The sequence below is a fragment of the Algiphilus aromaticivorans DG1253 genome (assembly GCF_000733765.1).
GTDB lineage: Bacteria > Pseudomonadota > Gammaproteobacteria > Nevskiales > Nevskiaceae > Algiphilus > Algiphilus aromaticivorans.
Window position 1 is genome coordinate 3,196,217 of record NZ_JPOG01000001.1, and the last position, 17,597, is coordinate 3,213,813.

Here is a 17,597-nt window from a genome sequence, read left to right on the forward strand (position 1 = left end):
ACTCGATTCCATCAGCCGAGGCGCGCGGAAAGATCGCGGCCTCCGATGCATGCGCGAATGCCCCAATATGACAGTTATTGTATTTGTTCTTGATGCCCTATGATTGGTGGATGGAAGGCAGTCTCGACTCCCGACTGATCGCACGTCAGCCCCAGCAGGAGCGCTCGCGTCTACGCTTCGAGAAAATGCTCGATGGCGCGCGCGAGCTACTGATCGAGGGTGGCCTCAACGGCTTCTCGATCCCCGCGCTGGCCGAGCGCGTGGGCTACAGCCGCGCGAGCATCTACCAGTTCTTCCCAACGCCCTACGCGCTGATCAACGAACTCATGCGCAGCGAACTCGCCGAGCTGGAATCCCTGCTCGAAGGCGAGGCCGAGCATTTGCTGGGCGTCCCCTGGCAGGACACGATCGCGCATATCGTGACGGTCGCCGGTGACTTCCACAATGCGCACCCGGTGGGTCGCATGCTGATTCTGGGCGGACCGGTAAGCGACGAGGGGCACCTGGCCCAGAGCCTCACCATTCAGCACCTGGGGCGGCTCGCCCGGGACCTGCTGGCCAACCGTGGCTTCCGGCTACCCGAGGAACCGGACGTCGCCGTTCTGGCCGTGGACATCGGCACGACCTGCATGCGCCTCTCCTTCCATAAGCACGGCACGGTCACTCCCGCCTATCGCGACGAGGCCATGCGCGCCATGATCACCTACCTGCTGCAATACGCACCGCAATCATGAGAGCGCTGCTCACCGCCGCCTGCTGCCTGCTCGCTGCTACAAGCCCACCCGTGCAGGCCATATCCGTGGGCGAGACCGCCCCGATCATCGAGGCGCCGGCGGGCGATGGCTCGGAATTCAGCCTCGAGGCATTGCGCGGCGAGGTTGTCTATCTCGATTTCTGGGCGTCCTGGTGCCCACCCTGCCGTGCGGCCATGCCGGCGCTGGACGCCTTGCACGAACGACTGGGCGAACGCGGCTTCTCGGTGGTCGGCATCAATGTCGACCGCAGCCGTGATGCGGCGCTGCGCATGCTCAAGTCGGTGCCCGTCGACTTCCCCATCGTTTTCGATCCGGATGGTCACTGGGCCGCGCGTTACGCACTGCCCGGCATGCCCAGCGGCTTCCTGGTCGACCGCGAGGGCATCGTGCGTTATCGCCACGAGGGATACAGCGCCGGCGACGTACCAGCGCTGAAGCAGGAAATCGAGCGTCTACTGGAGGAGGAGGAACAATGAAATTGAGAACGACGCTGTGCATCAGCGCCTGTGCGCTGCTGCCGGGGCTGCTCGGCGGCTGCGCCCTGAGCATGGAGCAGGTGCAGCCCTGGGAAATGGACCGCCTGGCGCGCTCCGAGATGGCACTGGAGGTAGACCCGCTGATGGCGGGCTATCGGCAGCACACGCAGTTCAGCAAGGAAGCCGCCACCGGCGGCGCCTCCGTCAGCGGCGGCGGCTGCGGCTGCAACTGAGAACGGGCCTTCCGGCCCAGGCGACGCAGATCGCCGGCCGGCGGTGGTAGCAGACAAGGACAGAAAGACAGGGGGATGACATGACGACATCGACATCGAGGCTGCGCCCGCGGCGCGGCGCGCGGGTGCGCGCATGAGCGGCTTTCGCAAGCCCTCGCTGGGGGCGCTGACCACCGCGGCGCTCGCGCTGCCGGGCCTGAGCGGCGCGCAATCCGCGCCCGGCTGGCAAACCGACTATCTCTTCAGCTTCTACAACGAAGGCGATATCTCGGGCAGTCGGACCAGCAGCGGCCAATCCAGCGAGCGCTACGAGATCCAGTCGCACAGCCTGCGCGCGGTGCGACCCGTCGGCGAGCGCAGCGTCGGTGTCGACGTCATGTACGAGACGCTCAGCGGCGCCTCGCCCTGGTACGTGCTGCCCGACGGTGAAACCGGCGAGCCCGAGCAGGTCATGAGCGGCCCGACGATTCACGAGGAACGCATCGATGTCTCGCTGTCCGGCGACACACCGATCACGCCGCAATTGTCGCTCAGCATGTCGGGCGGCATCTCGGACGAGGACGACTACCAGGCGCGCTACGGCACGGCCGAGATCGCCTACGAGCCGCCGCAGCTGCCGGCGACGCTCACCGCCAGCGTCAGTTACTCCGACGACACCCTCGACCCGACGGAGGGCGCCACGCCGGTGAGCGTGGACTCGGCCGACAAATCCTCGCTGCGCAGCACTGTCAGCGCCAGCTACGCGCTGAACCGCAATACCCTGGTGCAGGGCGCGGTCGGCTATCAGCGCCATTCCGGCTTCCTCAGCGATCCCTACAAAGCGGCGTTTATCCGGGACACCGCCAACACCGTGCCCGACGCGCGCCCGCGCGGCCGGCGCGGCGTCCACCTGCTGACGCGGCTGCGGCATTTCGTGGAGTCATTCTCCGGCGCGCTGCACGCCGACTATCGCTACTACGAGGATGACTGGGACATCCATTCCCACACCGTCGAGCTGACCTGGCACCAGACGCTGAGCGAGCGTTGGCGCATCTCGCCGGGGGTGCGCTGGTACAGCCAGAGCCAGGCCTTCTTCTACGCGCCCTTCTTCGACACCGCCCCTGATCACGGCTTTGCCTCCAGCGACTATCGCTTGTCGCCCTTCGGTGCGCTGAGCTTCCGCCTCGACGCCACCCACGCCTGGGACCGGCTCGCCGCCGGCTTCGGCGTGGAGTACTACGACGCCAGCGGCAGCTACGCGACCGGCTCGGTGGATGTCGAGGCACCGGGGCTCGTGCGCTACACGGTGTTCACGGCACGGCTCGCCTACAGCTTCTGATGCAGCTTCACCGCCAGGCCTTCAGGGCCATGGCCAGCCCCTGCGAGCTGCGCGTCTACGCCCAGCGCGCGTCACAGGCGCAGCATGCAATGTCGGCGGCCGAAGCCGAGGTGCGGCGCATAGAGGCCAAGTACTCGCGCTATCGCGAGGACAGCGTGGTGTCGCGCATCAACGCCGCGGCCGGCAGCGGCACGGCCGTGGAAGTCGACACGGAAACCACCGGGCTGCTCGACTACGCCGCCACCGTGCACGCCGAGAGCGAGGGGCTGTTCGACATCACTTCCGGCGTGCTGCGCCGGGTCTGGGATTTCCGCAGCAGTCGGCTGCCCGAGCCCGGCGCCGTCGAGGCCATCCAGCCGCTGATCGGGTGGCAGCGCGTGGACTGGGTAGCGCCGCGCATCCATCTGCCGCTGTCCGGCATGCAGCTGGACTTCGGCGGCTTCGGCAAGGAATACGCCGTCGACCGTGCCGCCACGATACTGCTGGAGATGGGCGTCGGCAGCGGCATTGTCGATCTGGGTGGCGACATCCGCGTGCTGGGCCCGCACCCGGACGGCAGCCCCTGGCGCGTCGGCATCCGCAACCCGAATGCGCCCGAGCGTGCCGTCGTGGCGGTGCACCTGGCGGGCGGGGCGATCGCCACCAGCGGCGATTACGAGCGCGCCTTTCTGCTCGACGGCAGGCGTTACTCGCATCTGCTCGATCCGCGCAGCGGCTGGCCGATCGCGGGCAGCCCCGCCAGCGCCAGCGTGCTGGCGGACCGCTGCCTGATCGCAGGCAGCGCCGCCACCGTCGCCATGCTCAACGGTGAGCGGGCGGCCGAATGGCTGCGCGCACTCGGGCTGCCGTGGCTGACGGTGAGCCACGATCTCGCCATCGATGGCGATGCCGTGCACCCCGCACCTGCAGGGTAGACAAAAAATTACATTTGTCTGATACTCCATCAGCACCTAATGGAGACTAGGGCATGATTACGAGAATTCGCATTGCCGCCGCGCTGGCCGCGGCCCTCGGTTTCGCCGCATGCAGCGGCGAGTACAGCGGCGGCCCCGCCGGCGGTGACGGCAACGGAGGTGATGGGGGTGGCGACACAACACCGCGCTCGATGGAAAGCTTCTACGAGCAGCGCGTGAGCCAGACATTGAGTTTCTGCCAGACCTGTCACATCCCCGGCGGCCTCGGCGACGTCACAGACGGCGAAGACTTCATGCTCAACACCGACGGCCCCCCGGAGTTGGCAGCGCTGCGTTCGAGCTGGGAGCGCCTCGGCGGCAACGACCCGGTCTCGCGCATCCTGCTGATGGCCTCCGGGCAGGAGAAGCCGCACGGCGGCGGTGCAGTCTGGCCGCAGGCCAGCGCGAGCTACGCCAACGTCGCGATCATCCTGCAATGCTTCGCGCAACCGGACACCTGCCCGGATCTTCTGGGCAGCGGCAGTGACGCGGACGAGGACGATCTGCCGCTGCTAGGCAGCAAGCACGCCGCGCACCGCTGGGCGAGCTACTGCAGCGAGCGGCCCGACGACGCCCCACTGCCACCGGACCCCCGCTCGCTGATACAGCCGGGTGCCAACCCCGACCGCGCCGTCTTTTTCAATGCCCATTGGGAGAACTGCCACGCAGAGCTACCCGAGGAGAAGCAGCAAGCACAGACCTGCGGCGAGTACCGTGCAATGCGCGACAAGGGCCTGGACTTCCTGAAGAACAAACTGCCCATGGCGGCGATGTCGGCCGAGGAACTCAACAATAGCTGGCAGACCTGGGGCTTCGACGAACGGCCGGAGAACTTCGACGAGATCTACCGGCTGCGTTACGGCCTCAACCGCGCCCCCTTCGACAACCCCTACCCGCTACCGGGAGAGGATCCGAACGCCACCGATGGCGGCAGCGGCCAGCTGCCACTGGGACTGCGCCAGCTGCGCGACGACGACGGCAACTGGAGCGGGGAGATCGGCACCGCCGCCTGCTTCCAGTGCCACGGTGGCAACATCGGCGGGGACGGTGAGAACCCGCTGGGGCTGGACAACCTCGGGCTCGGCAACAGCAACTATGACGTGCTGCAGGACGCCCAGGACAGCGCGCTCTGGGCCGGCACGCCCTTCGCAGAGGCGCTGCCGACGCTCGACGTCAACAGCCTGTTCAACATCGGGATCAAGCAGCGCGGGCAGAATAACGCCGTGGGCGCCTTCGAAATCCTGATCACGGTGCTCGACCTCGATTCGCTCGGGCTCAACCCGAACCCGCTGAAGACCGTGGTCGGTCAGAGCGGCCTGGCGGACATCGCGCATCCGCTGTCGCACACCCAGGACACACCACCCTGGTGGAACCTCGGCTCGCGACCGCGCAAGTTCTTCGACGCCGGCGTATCGGCCGACAGCACGCGCATCATCATGGCCGCCGGCCCCGGTGAGTTCAACGAACTGGTCAGCGCCGACGGCAAGGCCTATCGCGACCGCATCGCCGAATACGATCAGGCACTGGAAGCCTTCTTCCTGTCGCTGGAGTCACCCGAATACCCGGGCGAAATCGACGAGGCCCTGGCCCGCCAGGGCGCCGTCCTCTTCCACGGCCTCGATCTGTGGTCGAGGCCCGGCAACGACGACCATCCGGAGCCGCTGGGCGGCAACGGCTCCTGCGCCAGCTGCCACGGCGCCTATTCGCCGCGCTACGTGCACGACGACAGCTATCTGGAGGACCCGGTCCTGGAAGGCGTCGCCGGCCACATTTCGCCGCTGGAGGTCATCGATACCGACCACGCGCGCTCGGACATGCTGACGCCCACCCTGCGCGAGCGCTGGGATACCACCTACTGGGCCTTCCCCGAGGGCAGCGAGAACTACATCCCGCCCGAGGAGAAGTCGGCCGCGCTGGAAGCCGTCGACGACATGTACCCGACTGCACAGCGCCCGGACGGGGCCTGCGGCTGGGAGAAAGGCGTGATCGGCTACCAGGCGCCACCGCTCTACGGCATCTGGGCCACGGCGCCCTACTTCCACAACGGCTCGGTGCCCACCGTCGAGCAAGTGCTGGATTCCTCGCAGCGACCGGCCATCTGGCAGCGCAGGCTGCGCGAGGAAGGCCCCGTCAAGGGCTTCGACCTGCGCATGGAGACAGCCTACGATTGGCAGCGCCTGGGGTGGAAACACGACGTGCTGAGCTGCACCGACATCCCGGGCAATAACCTCTACAACTGCAACTTCTTCGACGAAGAGGGCCCATCGCTGATCCAGCTGACCGAGAATCTTCTCAACAACGCGGTGGGCCTGACCGGACTGCTGCCGCTGTCGGATCTGCTGGCGGTCGGCGCCTTCGACAAGCGCCTGGTCTACGACAGCCGCATCCTGGGCAATGGCACGGGCGGCCACACCTTCACCGACGTGCTGAGCGAGCAGGAGCGCCGTGCGGTCATCGAATATCTGAAGACGCTGTAGCCCGCGAGCGAAGCGGGGGGCAGCATTGCCACACAAGGCCGGGGCACGCTATCAGCGCGCCCCGGCCTTTCTCGTATGACAATCACCACGCGACTCAGAATCGCGCGCGCAGACTCACCGTGGCGGAACGCGGAGCGCCGTAGAAATTCTGGCGGCTGGGCGACGACACCTTCTCGTAGTACTTCTTGTCGAGCAGGTTCTCGACGACGAGGTTGAGCGCCAGATTCTCGTTCAGGTGGTATCCGAGGCGCGCATTGAGCAGGGTGTAATCACCGGAAATGATGCGCCGGTCCTCGTCGCCGGCGAGAAAGGAGGACGCGGAGAAGAACTCGCTGCGATAAGTCGCGCCCGCCCCAACATCCCATCGCGGCAGACCGATACCGGCGAGATCGTAGCGGGTGAACAGCGTGACCAAGTGTCGCGGCGTGACGGGGCTGAAGATCTCGCCCTGCTGCTCCGGCGGAGCGCGCTTGAACTCGGTATCAGTGTAGGCGTAGCCGACGACGAGATCCCAGTGCGTGGTGGCGGCACCGCGCAGCTCCAGCTCGAAGCCCTGGCTTTCCACCTCGCCCCGGGCCACCGAGACCTCGGGATTGTCCAGGTCGGATACCGCACGATTGTCGTCCAGCAGACGGAAGACCGCCGCCTGGGCGAGCAAGCGTTTCTCCAGCAGCTCGGCCTTGACGCCCAGCTCGACCTGTTCGCCGGTACGTGGCGGCAGGAGCTCGCCCTGCGCGTTGCGGGCGGTCTGCACGACGAAGGTTTCGGCGTAGCTCGCGTAGGGCGAGATACTGTCGTTGATGTCGTAGATCAGCGCGTAGTTCGGGATGAACTGCCTGCCCGGCTCGCTGCGAGCCGAGATCGATCCATCGTCGAGCTGCCGCGTACGGACTTCGTTCCAGCTGAGACGACCGCCGGCCAGGACGCGCAAGCGCTGCGTCGCGCGCAGCTGGACCTGGCCGTATAGCGCGTCCTCTTCGCGCTCGGTGATGCTCTGATAGCCGGGCAAATCGAGGTTCGGGAAGGGAACCCCGTAGTCCGGCTCGAAGATATTGAAATCCAGGTTCTCGCCAACAGCGAAATTGCCGCCGGTGTTGTCGCCCTCGAAATGGCTGGCGCCGAGCGTGAAGCGGTGCTGCCGGTTCCACAGCAGCACCTGATCCGTATAGAAGAGATCGTATTTACGGTCCGCGCCCTCCTGGGCGAAGTCCACGGGCTGCAGCTCGGTGTCGCCATCGGCGCTGGCCGGTGTGGCCGAGCGCGCGGCGCGATAGAACATTTCGCGATAGACGTCGCGGGCGGAGAACTTGATATAACCGCTGCCTCCGAAGCTGTGCTCCAGCTCCACGAAGCTGTCGCGGAATTCCAGATCCTGCCGGTTGTCGCTCAGGCCGGCGAAGGTCGAGCGCGGCAGATCGATGAGCGTGCCGTCGGCAAAGGTCGGCAGCCCCTGGTCGAGAACGGACTCGACCTGCTGGCGGGCAAAGCCAAGGGACAAGGTGGTCTGCGGCAACAGGTCGTATTCCAGCGTGCCGTAGCCCACCGTCTTGTCGGTCCCCAGCTCCGCAACGAAACTCTCGCGCTGATCCTGCACAGCGACGACGCGGCCACGAAGACGCCCGCCCTCGCTGAGCGGGCCGGTGAGGTCCGCAGTCAGGCGCCGCATATTGTCCGAGCCCAGCATGAAGCGCGTCTGCAGCGCCTGCTCGCCGCGCGCGCGCTTGCGAGCGAGGTTGATCGTCCCGCCTGGCTCGCTCGCGCCCTGCAGGAAACCGGCGGGGCCGCGCAGCACCTCGATGCGGTCGTAGAGAGCCGTATCGAGCGCCGTGGAGTAGTTGCCGCCCTGCACGAGCGGGATGCCATCCAGCTGGATGGCGCCAATCTCGAAGCCCCGCGAGCGGATCACATTGAAGTTGCCGGCGCCGTCGAAGCGTTCCACCACCAGGCCCGTGACCTGCTTGGAGATATCCTCGAGCTTCGTGATGTTGCGATCGTCCAGCTCCTGGCGCGTGACGACGCTGATCGACTGCGGGATATCGCGCAGCGAATCCGCGCCCTTGCCGAGCGTCACGGCAGCAGAAGCGTAAGCGTTTACGCTCTCGGTCGATTCCGACCGGCCGCGGACGGTCATCGGCGCCAGCTCGGCGCTGTCATCCGCGGGGGCGCCACTATTCGCGCTCGCTACATCCTCGTCGCCTTGCGCCAAGGCCGAGGCTGTGCCGAGCGTCAAGGACAGCAAGGCGGCCACCTGCATGGCACGCGCGCAGGCTTTTAGCCGCGCGATGTGCGGCGATTCTTCAACAAGATGCATGCAAGGCTCCCTGTCGTGAACGGCGCGCATGCATGGACAAGCATCACGCGAACACGAGTATTAATGCGAATTGTTCGCATAATATTGCACAAGAGGCAGCTTTGCAATCCGCCGGCGAGCTCTGCCTCGCCCGGTAGCGGTATCAAGGGAAGGCCATGCGCGAATCCTGACCGACCGGGGACTTTGCCGCCGACAATGACTCGTCACGCATGCGCCGCGCACGCTGACCGCCCGGCGCGTTCGACGGCAGATTTCCGCCTGCTTAAGGCAGGGAGTTGGCCGCTCTAACCCTTCGCCGGATAGTGCAGCGACTTGAGGCTGGCAACGTCGGAGTCGCGCGACATGCCCAGTTCCTCCAGCTCCGCCAGATACTGCTGCCAGAGCTCGTCCTGGCGGCGGCCGTACTCCTCGAGCAGGTCCCAGGTGTAGAGGCCGGTGTCATGGCCGTCGTCGAAGACGAGCTTGACCGCATAGTTGCCCACGGGCTCGGCGCGCTCGACGCCGACGTTGCGCTTGCCGGGCACCACCACGGGCCGACCGTGGCCCTGCACTTCGGCGGAAGGACTATGCACGCGCAGCAGTTCGAAGGGCAGCCGGTCGACCCGGCCCTCCGCCCAGCTGACCTCGAGTACCTTCGAGCCGCGCTTGATCGCGATGCGAGTCGGTGCCTGCATGGTTAGAGCACGTAACGCGAAAGGTCTTCGTCGGCCGCGATGTCGGCCAGTCGATCGTCGACATAGGCGGCGTCCACGGTGAGCGGCGCCTGCTGCGCGTCGGGCGCGTCGAAGGCGGCCTGCTCCATCAAACGCTCCAGCACGGTGTGCAAGCGGCGGGCGCCGATGTTCTCGGTGGACTCGTTGACGCGCCACGCCGTCTCGGCCAGGCGCTGGATGCCGTCCTCGGTGAAGGTCACTTCCAGCCCCTCCGTACCCAGCAGCTCGCGGTACTGCTGGGTCAGCGAATGGCGCGGCTCGGTGAGGATACGCTTGAAGTCCTCGACCTTGAGCGCCTCCAGCTCAACCCGGATGGGCAGGCGGCCCTGCAGCTCGGGGATCAGATCCGAGGGCTTGGCGACATGGAAAGCACCGCTGGCAATAAAAAGGATGTGGTCGGTGCGCACCGAGCCGTACTTCGTCGAAACGGTGGAACCCTCCACCAGCGGCAGCAGGTCGCGCTGCACGCCCTCGCGGGAGACGTCACCGCCGCCCATCTCGCCGCGCTTGCAGACCTTGTCGATCTCGTCGAGGAAGACGATGCCGCTCTCCTCGGCGCTCTTCAGGGCCTCGGCCTTGATGGCCTCCTCGTCGATGAGGCGACCAGCCTCTTCGTCGACAAGCTGCTTCCAGGCACGGCCGATGGTGATCTTGCGCGTCTGCTGGTTCTTACCCTGCATGTTCTGGAACATGGACTGCAGCTGCTGGGTCATTTCCTCCATGCCCGGCGGCCCCATGATCTCCATCTTCGGGCCGGCCGCGGAGAGATTGAGCTCGACCTCCTTGTCGTTGAGCTTGCCCTCGCGCAACTGCTTGCGGAAGACCTGGCGCGCGGCCTGGCCTTCGGAGGCACTCTGGTTGCTGCCCGATTCGCTGTGCTGCCTCGCCGGCGGCACGAGCGCGTCGAGGATGCGCTCCTCGGCCGCCTCCTCCGCCTGCACACGCACCTGCTCCATGGCGTTCTCGCGCGTCTTCTTCATCGAAGCATCGACGAGATCGCGGATGATCGACTCGACATCCTTGCCGACATAGCCCACTTCGGTGAATTTCGTCGCTTCCACTTTGATGAAGGGCGCACGCGCGAGCTTGGCCAGCCGGCGCGCGATCTCGGTCTTGCCGACGCCGGTGGGCCCGATCATGAGGATGTTCTTGGGCGTGATCTCGGCGCGGATCTCTTCGTCGAGCTGCTGCCGCCGCCAGCGGTTGCGAAGGGCAATCGCCACCGCACGCTTGGCTTCGGACTGGCCGATGATGTGGCGATCCAGCTCGGCGACAATCTGGCGCGGCGTCATCATGGTCTCGCCGCGGCTCTCCTGCTGCATGACTGTGGCTTCCATCGGATCAGCCCTTGGTGGCGGCCGGCAGCCGCTCGACGGTGAGTGAATGATTGGTATAGATGCAGATGTCGGCGGCGATGTGCATCGCCTTGTCGACGATCTCGTGGGCGGGCAGCTCCGTGTTGTCGAAGAGCGCCCGCGCAGCGGACTGCGCAAAGGGCCCGCCCGAGCCGATGGCCATGACGCCGTCCTCCGGCTCCATGACGTCGCCGTTGCCGGTGATCATCAGTGAGGCCTCGGCGTCCGCCACCAGCAGCATGGCCTCCAGACGGCGCAGCATGCGGTCGGTGCGCCAGTCCTTGGCCAGCTCCACGGCCGAGCGCAGCAGATTGCCGCCGTGCTGTTCCAGCTTGGCCTCGAAGCGCTCGAAGAGCGTGAAGGCATCAGCCGTGCCGCCGGCGAAGCCGGCCAGCACCTTCTCGTTGTAGAGCCGCCGCACCTTGCGCGCATTGCCCTTGACGGTGGTGTTGCCCATGCTGACCTGGCCATCGCCGCCGATGGCCACCTCGTCGGGCCGCCGGACACAGAGAATCGTGGTGCCGTCGAACTGCTGCATGCGCGGAGCGCTCCTTCGGGTCGGACTCACCAACCTTGGGGCGACAGTGGGTGAATCAAGGCTTGCGCCCGTGTGCGGAGAAGCCTGGAACCGCAGATTTCGCAGATTGACGCAGATTCCTGGCTTTGATCACGCGATGTCGCGAAGCGACGAGCCAGACCGGATCCGTGCCCTTTGAGGGCGGCCGAGGCGGGCGTCGCGCGCAGGCGTCGCTCGGCACGGACGCCGAGCGAGCGCGATCAGGCCAGGGATGGCCTGTTCGCGCGTGCGCCGAGCACGTCGCCCGGCTCGGGAACCTGCCGCAACGCAGTTGCGGCAGGCCGCCCGGCGGGCACCATGGCTTTGGTTACTTTGGCCGAAACCAAAGTAACCCGCGCCAAGCGCAAGGCGACAATCGGTAGCGCCAATGTCATAGGGCGCGGAAACGCGTGCATCAAGGGGGCCGACTGCCACCCCGGCAACGGCATAGCCGGTCAAGCCTTGTCAGGACCACTCCGCCGCGCCCGCGGATGCGCCCCGCGATAGACCTTCGCCAGATGATCGAAATCCAGCTGCGTATAGATCTGCGTGCTCGACAGGCTGGCGTGCCCCAGCAGCTCCTGCACGGCGCGCAAGTCGCCGGAGCCCTCCAGCATATGCGTGGCGAAGGCGTGCCGCAGGCGGTGCGGATGCACCGGCACGCCCAGTCCGGCCTCACCGGCACGGCGCGCCAGCCGCTGCTGGATGGCACGCCGCGAAAGGCGCGTGCCGCGCGCCGACACGAAGAGCGCCGGGCAATCGGCCGCGGCCAATTCGCCGCGCCGCTTCTGCCAAGCGGCCAGAGCCGCACGCGCCTCAGCCCCCACCGGCACTACGCGCGTCTTGCCACCCTTGCCAAGCACGCGCAGCTCGTCGCCAGCGGCCAGATCCTGGACGTCCAGCGCGGCCAGCTCGGCCAGACGCAGGCCGCTGGAGTACAACAACTCGACCACCGCACGGTCGCGCGCGGCCAGCGCATCATCGGCGGCGGGCGCGTGCTCGGCGAGCGCACCGGCCTGCTCGCGGGTGAGCGTGCGCGGCAGGCGCTTTTCCCCGCGCGGCGCGCGCAGCCCCTGCGCCGGGTTGGCGGCGGCGAGATCCTCGTCCATCAACCAAGCGTAGAAGCTGCGGATGCTGGAGAGATAGCGCTGGATGCTTGCCGGCTTGTGGCCGGCCTGGCTGCGCTGCGCCACGTAGCGCCGCAGCAGGTGGACATCCACCGCTGCCACCGTCTCGACGCCGTACTCGGCCGCGAAGACGCGGAAAGCGTCGAGATCGCGGCGGGCCGCGCTGAGGCTGTGTGGCGAGCCGCGGCGCAGATGCTGCAGGGCCTGCAGATAGCGCTCGACGGCCGCGTCGATGCGCATCAGCTCAGACGCGCGCGCAGGCTACCGGCCAGCAGCTCGGCCAGCATCTCCAGGAAGAGCTTGCCCTGGTCGGCCGTGAAGCGCTCGGCGTCGGCCGCACCCAGCACCAGCAGGCCGATGGTCTCGCGCTTGTCGACCGGCACCACCGCCGCCGATGCCGGCAGCGGATCGGCGCGCGGGAAAAGCAGACGCGCGCGCTCGGCGTCCAGCGGCCCGGTCTCGATGAGTCGGGTACGAAAGCTGTTATCGAATGCATGCGCCACTGACCCCTTGGGGTCGATGCGCGACAGCCCGGCGATATCGCTGCGCCGCAGCTTGGCGCCGAGCACGCCGAGATAGATGGCGTCGAACTCGAACTCCTCGCGCAGCTGCTTGCGCAGATTGTCCACAAGAACCGCCAGCGTCGGTGCGCGCAGCAGCAGATGTGCGATCTTCAGGATCTTGCGCGCGCGCTCCTCGTTGTCGCGGGCGGTGTCGGTGAGCTGGCTCATACGCGCTTCCAGTCGCGCATTCTTGGCGCGCAGCCACTCGACCTGCCGCTCGATCAGCGAGCTGGCGTGGCCGCTCTCGTGCTGCAGATCCACCTGTTCCAACAGCTCGGGGTGCTTCTGCAGGAACTCCGGGTGCGCCAGCAGCCATTCGCGCACGCTATCGGCGTCGAGCCCAGGTGCATCGTCGGCGGGAGTGGACGCTACCGATTCGGCCATTGCAGACATCCGTCGTAAACATGAGTGGCCGGTCCGCGCATGCGCACCGGCGATTGCGGCGAGGATAGCGAACCGGACCAGGCAATGTGCAGGCTGCCACCGCGCAGCTCCAGTGTCACGGCCTCGTCGGCCAGACCGCGCAGCACCGCCGACACGGCGGCCGCGCAGGCGCCGCTGCCACAGGCCAGTGTCTCGCCGGCGCCGCGCTCGTAGACGCGCAGCCGACCCTCGCCGCGGCCCTGCATCTGCAGGAAACCGACATTCACCGAGGCCGGAAACAGCGGCAGCGCCTGCAGCGCCGCGCCCAACTCGGCGACCGGCGTGGTATCGACGTCGTCGACCAGCAGCACTGCGTGCGGATTGCCGAGCTGCACGAGCCCGACGCGCAGAAGGCCGAAGCCGGGCACCTCCAGCTCGTGCTCGGCCGCTGGCGCGGCATCCAGGCGGCTGGGCAACGCCGCCGGCTCCAGGACCGGCGGCGCCAACTCGACCTCGTAGTCGGCATCGTCGCAGCGCGCGATATGCATGCGCGTATCGCTGGTACGCACGCTCAGGCGATCCTTGTCGGACAAGCCCTGCCCGTGGATGAACAACCCCAGGCAGCGCGCACCGTTGCCGCACTGGCCGGAGCGGCTGCCATCGGCGTTGTAGATGCGGTAGCCGAAATCCTCGTCGCCGGCGGGCGGATCAACGACCAGCACCTGGTCGGCGCCGACGCCGAAATGGCGGTCGCAGAGCCAGGCGAGCTGCTCGGTGCTCGGCGCGAAGGCTTGCCGCGTAGCGTCGACCACGACGAAGTCGTTGCCCAGGCCGTGCATCTTCGAAAAGCGCAGCGCCTCGATCATCGCGCCACCTCGGGCGCGTCGCGCCGGATCAGCGCAATCATGCGCCGCGCCAGTTCCGGGCCCTGATCCTCCTGGATGAAATGGCCGCCACGCAGGCGGTCATGCGGCTGGCCGGCTGCGCCCGGCACGTGCCGCTGCAGCGCACGATCGGCCTTGCCCAGAATCGGGTCGCCAGCGCCGAAGAGCGTGACAAAGGGCTTGTGGAAGTTGCCCAGCGCCTGCCAGGCAGCACGGTTGGCGGGCACGGCCGGGTCCTTCGGGGTCGTCGGAACCAGCGCCGGAAAGGCGCGTGCGCCGGCCTGATAGCGCGCGGCCGGGAAGGGCGCGTCATAGGCCGCGCGCTCGGCGGGGCTGAGCTTGCGCGCCGAGCCGAAGTCGACGATGCGCCCGGTGGGAAACACCGGGGTGTAGAGCGCGAAGGCACGCCATAGATGAAAGGCCGCCGGCACACCGTGATCGCCAGTGGGCAGCATGCCGTTGCCGACGACGATGCGCGCGAAGCGTTCCGGATGCTCGCCGGCCAGCCGCAGGCCGAGCAGCGAGCCCCAGTCCTGGCAGAAGAGCGTGATGTCGCTCAGCCCCTGCTGTTCGACCCAGTGCCACAGCCAGTCGGCGTGACGCTGGTAGGAGTAATCGGCCACGCGCGGCAGCTTGTCGCTGCGGCCGAAACCGATCAGATCCGGCGCCAGCACGCGCATGCCGGCCTCGGCCAGCGGCGGAATCATGTGGCGGTAGAGATAGCTCCAGGTGGGCTCTCCGTGCAGCAGGAGCACGACGGGGCCGTCGGCCGGACCGGCCTCGACGTGCGCCATGCGGAGGCCGTCGACCTCCGTGTAGCGGGGCTCGAAGGCGAAATCCGGCAGCGCCGCAAAGCGCGCCTCAGGAGTACGCAGGACATCCATAAATCGGCACCTGTGGGCGGTGGCAATGGGCCCGGCGCATTGCCGGGCCGCGAAGCCGCATGATAGAAGGCTTCATCCAATCGCAAGGGGCGGGCGCATGCAAGTGCTGGGACTCGATATCGGCTTCGGCTTCACCAAGGTCACCGACGGCCGCAGTCACCAGATCTTCAAGTCGGTGGTGGGCGAAGCCGCCGAGGCCGCCTTCAACAACACCATCAACCCCGGTTCGGCGGCACCCTTGGGCCCCCACCGCCAGATCACCATCGGCGAGGAATCCTACTTCGTCGGCGAAACCGCCGAAGCGGAATCGCGCGGCCGCGGCTTCACGCTCGACCAGCAGCAGCTGCTGTCGCGCTACGCGCGCGTGCTGGCGGCTGCCGCCATCGCCCCCATGGTGCCCTCGGGCGAGCCGCTGCGCGTGGTCACCGGTCTGCCCATCAGCTTCCTGCGCCGCCACCGCGACGGGCTGACGGCACTGCTGCAGCAACGACAGCAGGTGACGCTGACGCATGCCGACGGCAGCACCGAGGACAAACAGATTCACATCGAGAAGGTGCGCGTCATCCCGCAGCCTTTCGGCGCGCTTTTCAACAACATGCTCAATGAGCACGGCAAGCCCTCGGCGCAACGCTTCGTCACCGAGAAGCTGGGCATCATCGATATCGGCTTCCGCACCGCCGACTACGCGATATCGGACCGCACGCGCTACTCCGAGCGGGGCTCGCAGTCCTCCGACGCCGGCATCTCGCTGGCCTACACCGCCATCGCCAATTCCCTGACCGAGCAGTCCGGCGTGCAGGTGGAGCTCTACCGGCTCTACGAGGCCGTCGAGCGCGGCTCGATCAAGATCAAGGGCAAGCGCTACGACCTGACCAAGCTCACCGAGCGCGCTTTCCGCTCGCTGGCCACGCGCGTGTCCAATGAGGTCAACCGCCTGTGGGCCGACGACTGGGATCTCGACGCCGTCGTGCTCTCCGGCGGGGGCAGCGGCGCGCTACTGCCCTATCTGCAGCCACTGCTGGAGCACGAGCTGCTGCCCGTCACCGAGGGCGAGGACCCGCGCCTGCTCAACGTCCGCGGCTATTACAAATACGGCCTGCACCTCTGGCCCCCCGAGGCGGCACGTCAGTCGACGCGGTAGAGCGATTTCATCTCCTCCAGCGCCTCACTGGTGAAGACGGCCAGGCGCTGCATGCTGGGCAGCGTGTCGCGGCAGCCGGTAAAGCCGAAGTTGAGGGTGTCGGCATAGCTGACGCAGGTGATGTTCAGCGCCTGGCCGTGCGCCACCAGCGACACCGGATACATCGCCTCCAGCCGCGCGCCACCCATGTAGAGCGGCTGCTTCGGGCCGGGGACGTTGGAGATGGCGAGATTGAACATCGGCGCCGTGCGCCCGCCCAGATGCAGCAGCAGCTGGGCGATATAGGGCCCCATGAGCATCATCGTGTAATGGTCCAGCGCGTCCTTGGGCAGCGACTGCAGGTTCTCCTTGGCACGGCGCGTCGAGCGCTGGATGGCCTCCATGCGCTTGCGCGGATCAGCGATGTCGGTAGCCAGACTGGCGACGATGAAACTGATGGCCGTGCCCACCGCGACATCATCCTGCGGCCGCACTGATACCGGGATACCCGCCGTCAGCGAGCGCCGCGGCATGGCATTCACTTCCTTGAGATAGCGCCGCAGCGAGCTTGCGCACAGACCGAGCACGACATCGTTGAGGGTGCCCCCCGATGCCTCGGCGACGCGCTTGAGCAGCGGCATGTCGTACTGCTGCGTGGCGAAGCGGCGCTGACCGGAGATGCGCTTGTTGAGTACCGAGCTGGGCGCGTCGTAGGGGCGCACCAGATCGTCGCCGCTGTGCGAGCCGACGCGATAGGAATCGAAGAGTGCGCGTGCGGCGGTCGGCACGCCGCCGCCAAAGCGATGCAGCGAGGGCATCGCGAGCTGCGTGCGCGCGGTCGCCGAGGCAGTGCCGCTGCCGCGCGCCTTTTCATAGTCAGCCCCCACGCTCCAGGGCGGCACGAAGGGCGTCTTCGGGTCGCTGCTCATCGCGCGCTGGACCATGCGCATGCCGCCAACGCCGTCGACCAGCGCGTGATGCATCTTGGTGTAGATGGCGAAGCGATTGTTCTCCAGCCCCTCGATGAGATGGCATTCCCAAAGTGGGCGCGTGACATCCATGGGATGGCTGTGCAGGCGCGAAATCAGCACGCCCAGTTCGCGCTCGCCGCCGGGCGCGGGCAGCGCCGAGTGCCGGAAGTGATAGTCGATGTCCAGATCGTCGTCGCGCTCCCAGGCCGGTAGCACACCGCGCAGCGGCGACGGCTTCAGGCGCAGATTCCAGGGCGGCGCGAAGCTGCGCGACGCGCGCGCCTGCGCGGCGAGGTTGCTCAGAAAATCCCGCGGTGCGCCCTCAGGCAACGAGAAAATCTGCAGCCCCGCCACATGCATGGGGGTGTGGGGGCTGTCGACATAGAGCCAGGCGGCGTCCATGGGCTTCAGGCGCGTCATTGCGATCTCCCTACTTGCGCACTCGGTGCGGCGTATTTTTCTGGACCTAGTGTAGGGATGTGCACACGATATGTGTTACGGACTTTGGCACGCGCCGCGCCGGTGGCATACTGATTGA

16 protein-coding genes are annotated in these 17,597 nt (G+C 67.2%); 7 read left to right on the plus strand and 9 right to left on the minus strand.

Annotation, left to right across the window (positions count from 1 at the left end):
• Positions 1-110 precede the first annotated feature (110 nt).
• The 6 genes from U743_RS18325 to roxC all read left to right on the plus strand — a co-directional run bounded on the left by U743_RS18325 (position 111) and on the right by roxC (position 6,212).
• On the plus strand, positions 111-734 hold the full coding sequence (locus U743_RS18325) for a TetR/AcrR family transcriptional regulator (RefSeq protein ID WP_198022067.1): 624 nt from the start codon (positions 111-113) through the stop codon (positions 732-734).
• Complete coding sequence (locus U743_RS14885) at positions 731-1,231, plus strand: TlpA family protein disulfide reductase (RefSeq protein ID WP_043769303.1); 501 nt, start codon at positions 731-733, stop codon at positions 1,229-1,231. Before U743_RS18325 ends, U743_RS14885 begins: the two co-directional genes overlap by 4 nt.
• Positions 1,228-1,464 (plus strand): DUF4266 domain-containing protein, encoded by a 237-nt coding sequence (locus U743_RS14890; RefSeq protein ID WP_052368245.1) that lies wholly within the window; start codon positions 1,228-1,230, stop codon positions 1,462-1,464. The genes U743_RS14885 and U743_RS14890 overlap by 4 nt, the downstream gene beginning before the upstream one ends.
• Before the next feature lie 133 nt (positions 1,465-1,597).
• Positions 1,598-2,782 (plus strand): DUF3570 domain-containing protein, encoded by a 1,185-nt coding sequence (locus U743_RS14895; RefSeq protein WP_043769304.1) that lies wholly within the window; start codon positions 1,598-1,600, stop codon positions 2,780-2,782.
• The gene (locus U743_RS14900) at positions 2,782-3,696 is read left to right on the plus strand and encodes an FAD:protein FMN transferase (protein WP_198022068.1); all 915 of its coding nucleotides are present in this window, start codon (positions 2,782-2,784) and stop codon (positions 3,694-3,696) included. Before U743_RS14895 ends, U743_RS14900 begins: the two co-directional genes overlap by 1 nt.
• A gap of 53 nt (positions 3,697-3,749) precedes the next feature.
• Complete coding sequence (gene roxC / locus U743_RS14905; protein ID WP_043769308.1) at positions 3,750-6,212, plus strand: putative rubber dioxygenase RoxC; 2,463 nt, start codon at positions 3,750-3,752, stop codon at positions 6,210-6,212.
• A 94-nt stretch (positions 6,213-6,306) separates the two neighbouring features.
• Here roxC and U743_RS14910 read toward each other — a convergent pair whose 3' ends face one another.
• The 8 genes from U743_RS14910 to U743_RS14945 all read right to left on the minus strand — a co-directional run bounded on the left by U743_RS14910 (position 6,307) and on the right by U743_RS14945 (position 14,968).
• On the minus strand, positions 6,307-8,523 hold the full coding sequence (locus U743_RS14910; RefSeq protein WP_043769310.1) for a TonB-dependent siderophore receptor: 2,217 nt from the start codon (positions 8,521-8,523) through the stop codon (positions 6,307-6,309).
• Positions 8,524-8,807: 284 nt separating this feature from the next.
• The gene (locus U743_RS14915; protein WP_043769312.1) at positions 8,808-9,197 is read right to left on the minus strand and encodes a gamma-butyrobetaine hydroxylase-like domain-containing protein; all 390 of its coding nucleotides are present in this window, start codon (positions 9,195-9,197) and stop codon (positions 8,808-8,810) included.
• Between the two features lie 2 nt (positions 9,198-9,199).
• On the minus strand, positions 9,200-10,573 hold the full coding sequence (gene hslU / locus U743_RS14920; protein WP_232226805.1) for an ATP-dependent protease ATPase subunit HslU: 1,374 nt from the start codon (positions 10,571-10,573) through the stop codon (positions 9,200-9,202).
• A 4-nt stretch (positions 10,574-10,577) separates the two neighbouring features.
• On the minus strand, positions 10,578-11,129 hold the full coding sequence (gene hslV, locus U743_RS14925) for an ATP-dependent protease subunit HslV (RefSeq protein ID WP_043769314.1): 552 nt from the start codon (positions 11,127-11,129) through the stop codon (positions 10,578-10,580).
• 473 nt (positions 11,130-11,602) lie between these two features.
• Positions 11,603-12,514 (minus strand): tyrosine recombinase XerC, encoded by a 912-nt coding sequence (locus U743_RS14930; RefSeq protein ID WP_043769316.1) that lies wholly within the window; start codon positions 12,512-12,514, stop codon positions 11,603-11,605.
• Positions 12,514-13,221 (minus strand): DUF484 family protein, encoded by a 708-nt coding sequence (locus U743_RS14935; RefSeq protein WP_043769318.1) that lies wholly within the window; start codon positions 13,219-13,221, stop codon positions 12,514-12,516. Before U743_RS14935 ends, U743_RS14930 begins: the two co-directional genes overlap by 1 nt.
• The gene (gene dapF / locus U743_RS14940; RefSeq protein ID WP_156966542.1) at positions 13,206-14,063 is read right to left on the minus strand and encodes a diaminopimelate epimerase; all 858 of its coding nucleotides are present in this window, start codon (positions 14,061-14,063) and stop codon (positions 13,206-13,208) included. Before dapF ends, U743_RS14935 begins: the two co-directional genes overlap by 16 nt.
• Positions 14,063-14,968 (minus strand): haloalkane dehalogenase, encoded by a 906-nt coding sequence (locus tag U743_RS14945; RefSeq protein WP_043769322.1) that lies wholly within the window; start codon positions 14,966-14,968, stop codon positions 14,063-14,065. Before U743_RS14945 ends, dapF begins: the two co-directional genes overlap by 1 nt.
• Positions 14,969-15,065: 97 nt before the next feature.
• Between U743_RS14945 and U743_RS14950 the strand changes: the two genes are divergently transcribed.
• Positions 15,066-16,109 (plus strand): ParM/StbA family protein, encoded by a 1,044-nt coding sequence (locus U743_RS14950; RefSeq protein WP_043769324.1) that lies wholly within the window; start codon positions 15,066-15,068, stop codon positions 16,107-16,109.
• On the opposite strand, the gene U743_RS14955 is transcribed toward U743_RS14950, so the two are convergent.
• Positions 16,094-17,479: a WS/DGAT/MGAT family O-acyltransferase gene (locus U743_RS14955; RefSeq protein WP_043769326.1), complete on the minus strand. Its 1,386-nt coding sequence runs from the start codon at positions 17,477-17,479 to the stop codon at positions 16,094-16,096. The genes U743_RS14950 and U743_RS14955 overlap by 16 nt on opposite strands.
• Positions 17,480-17,597 lie beyond the last annotated feature (118 nt).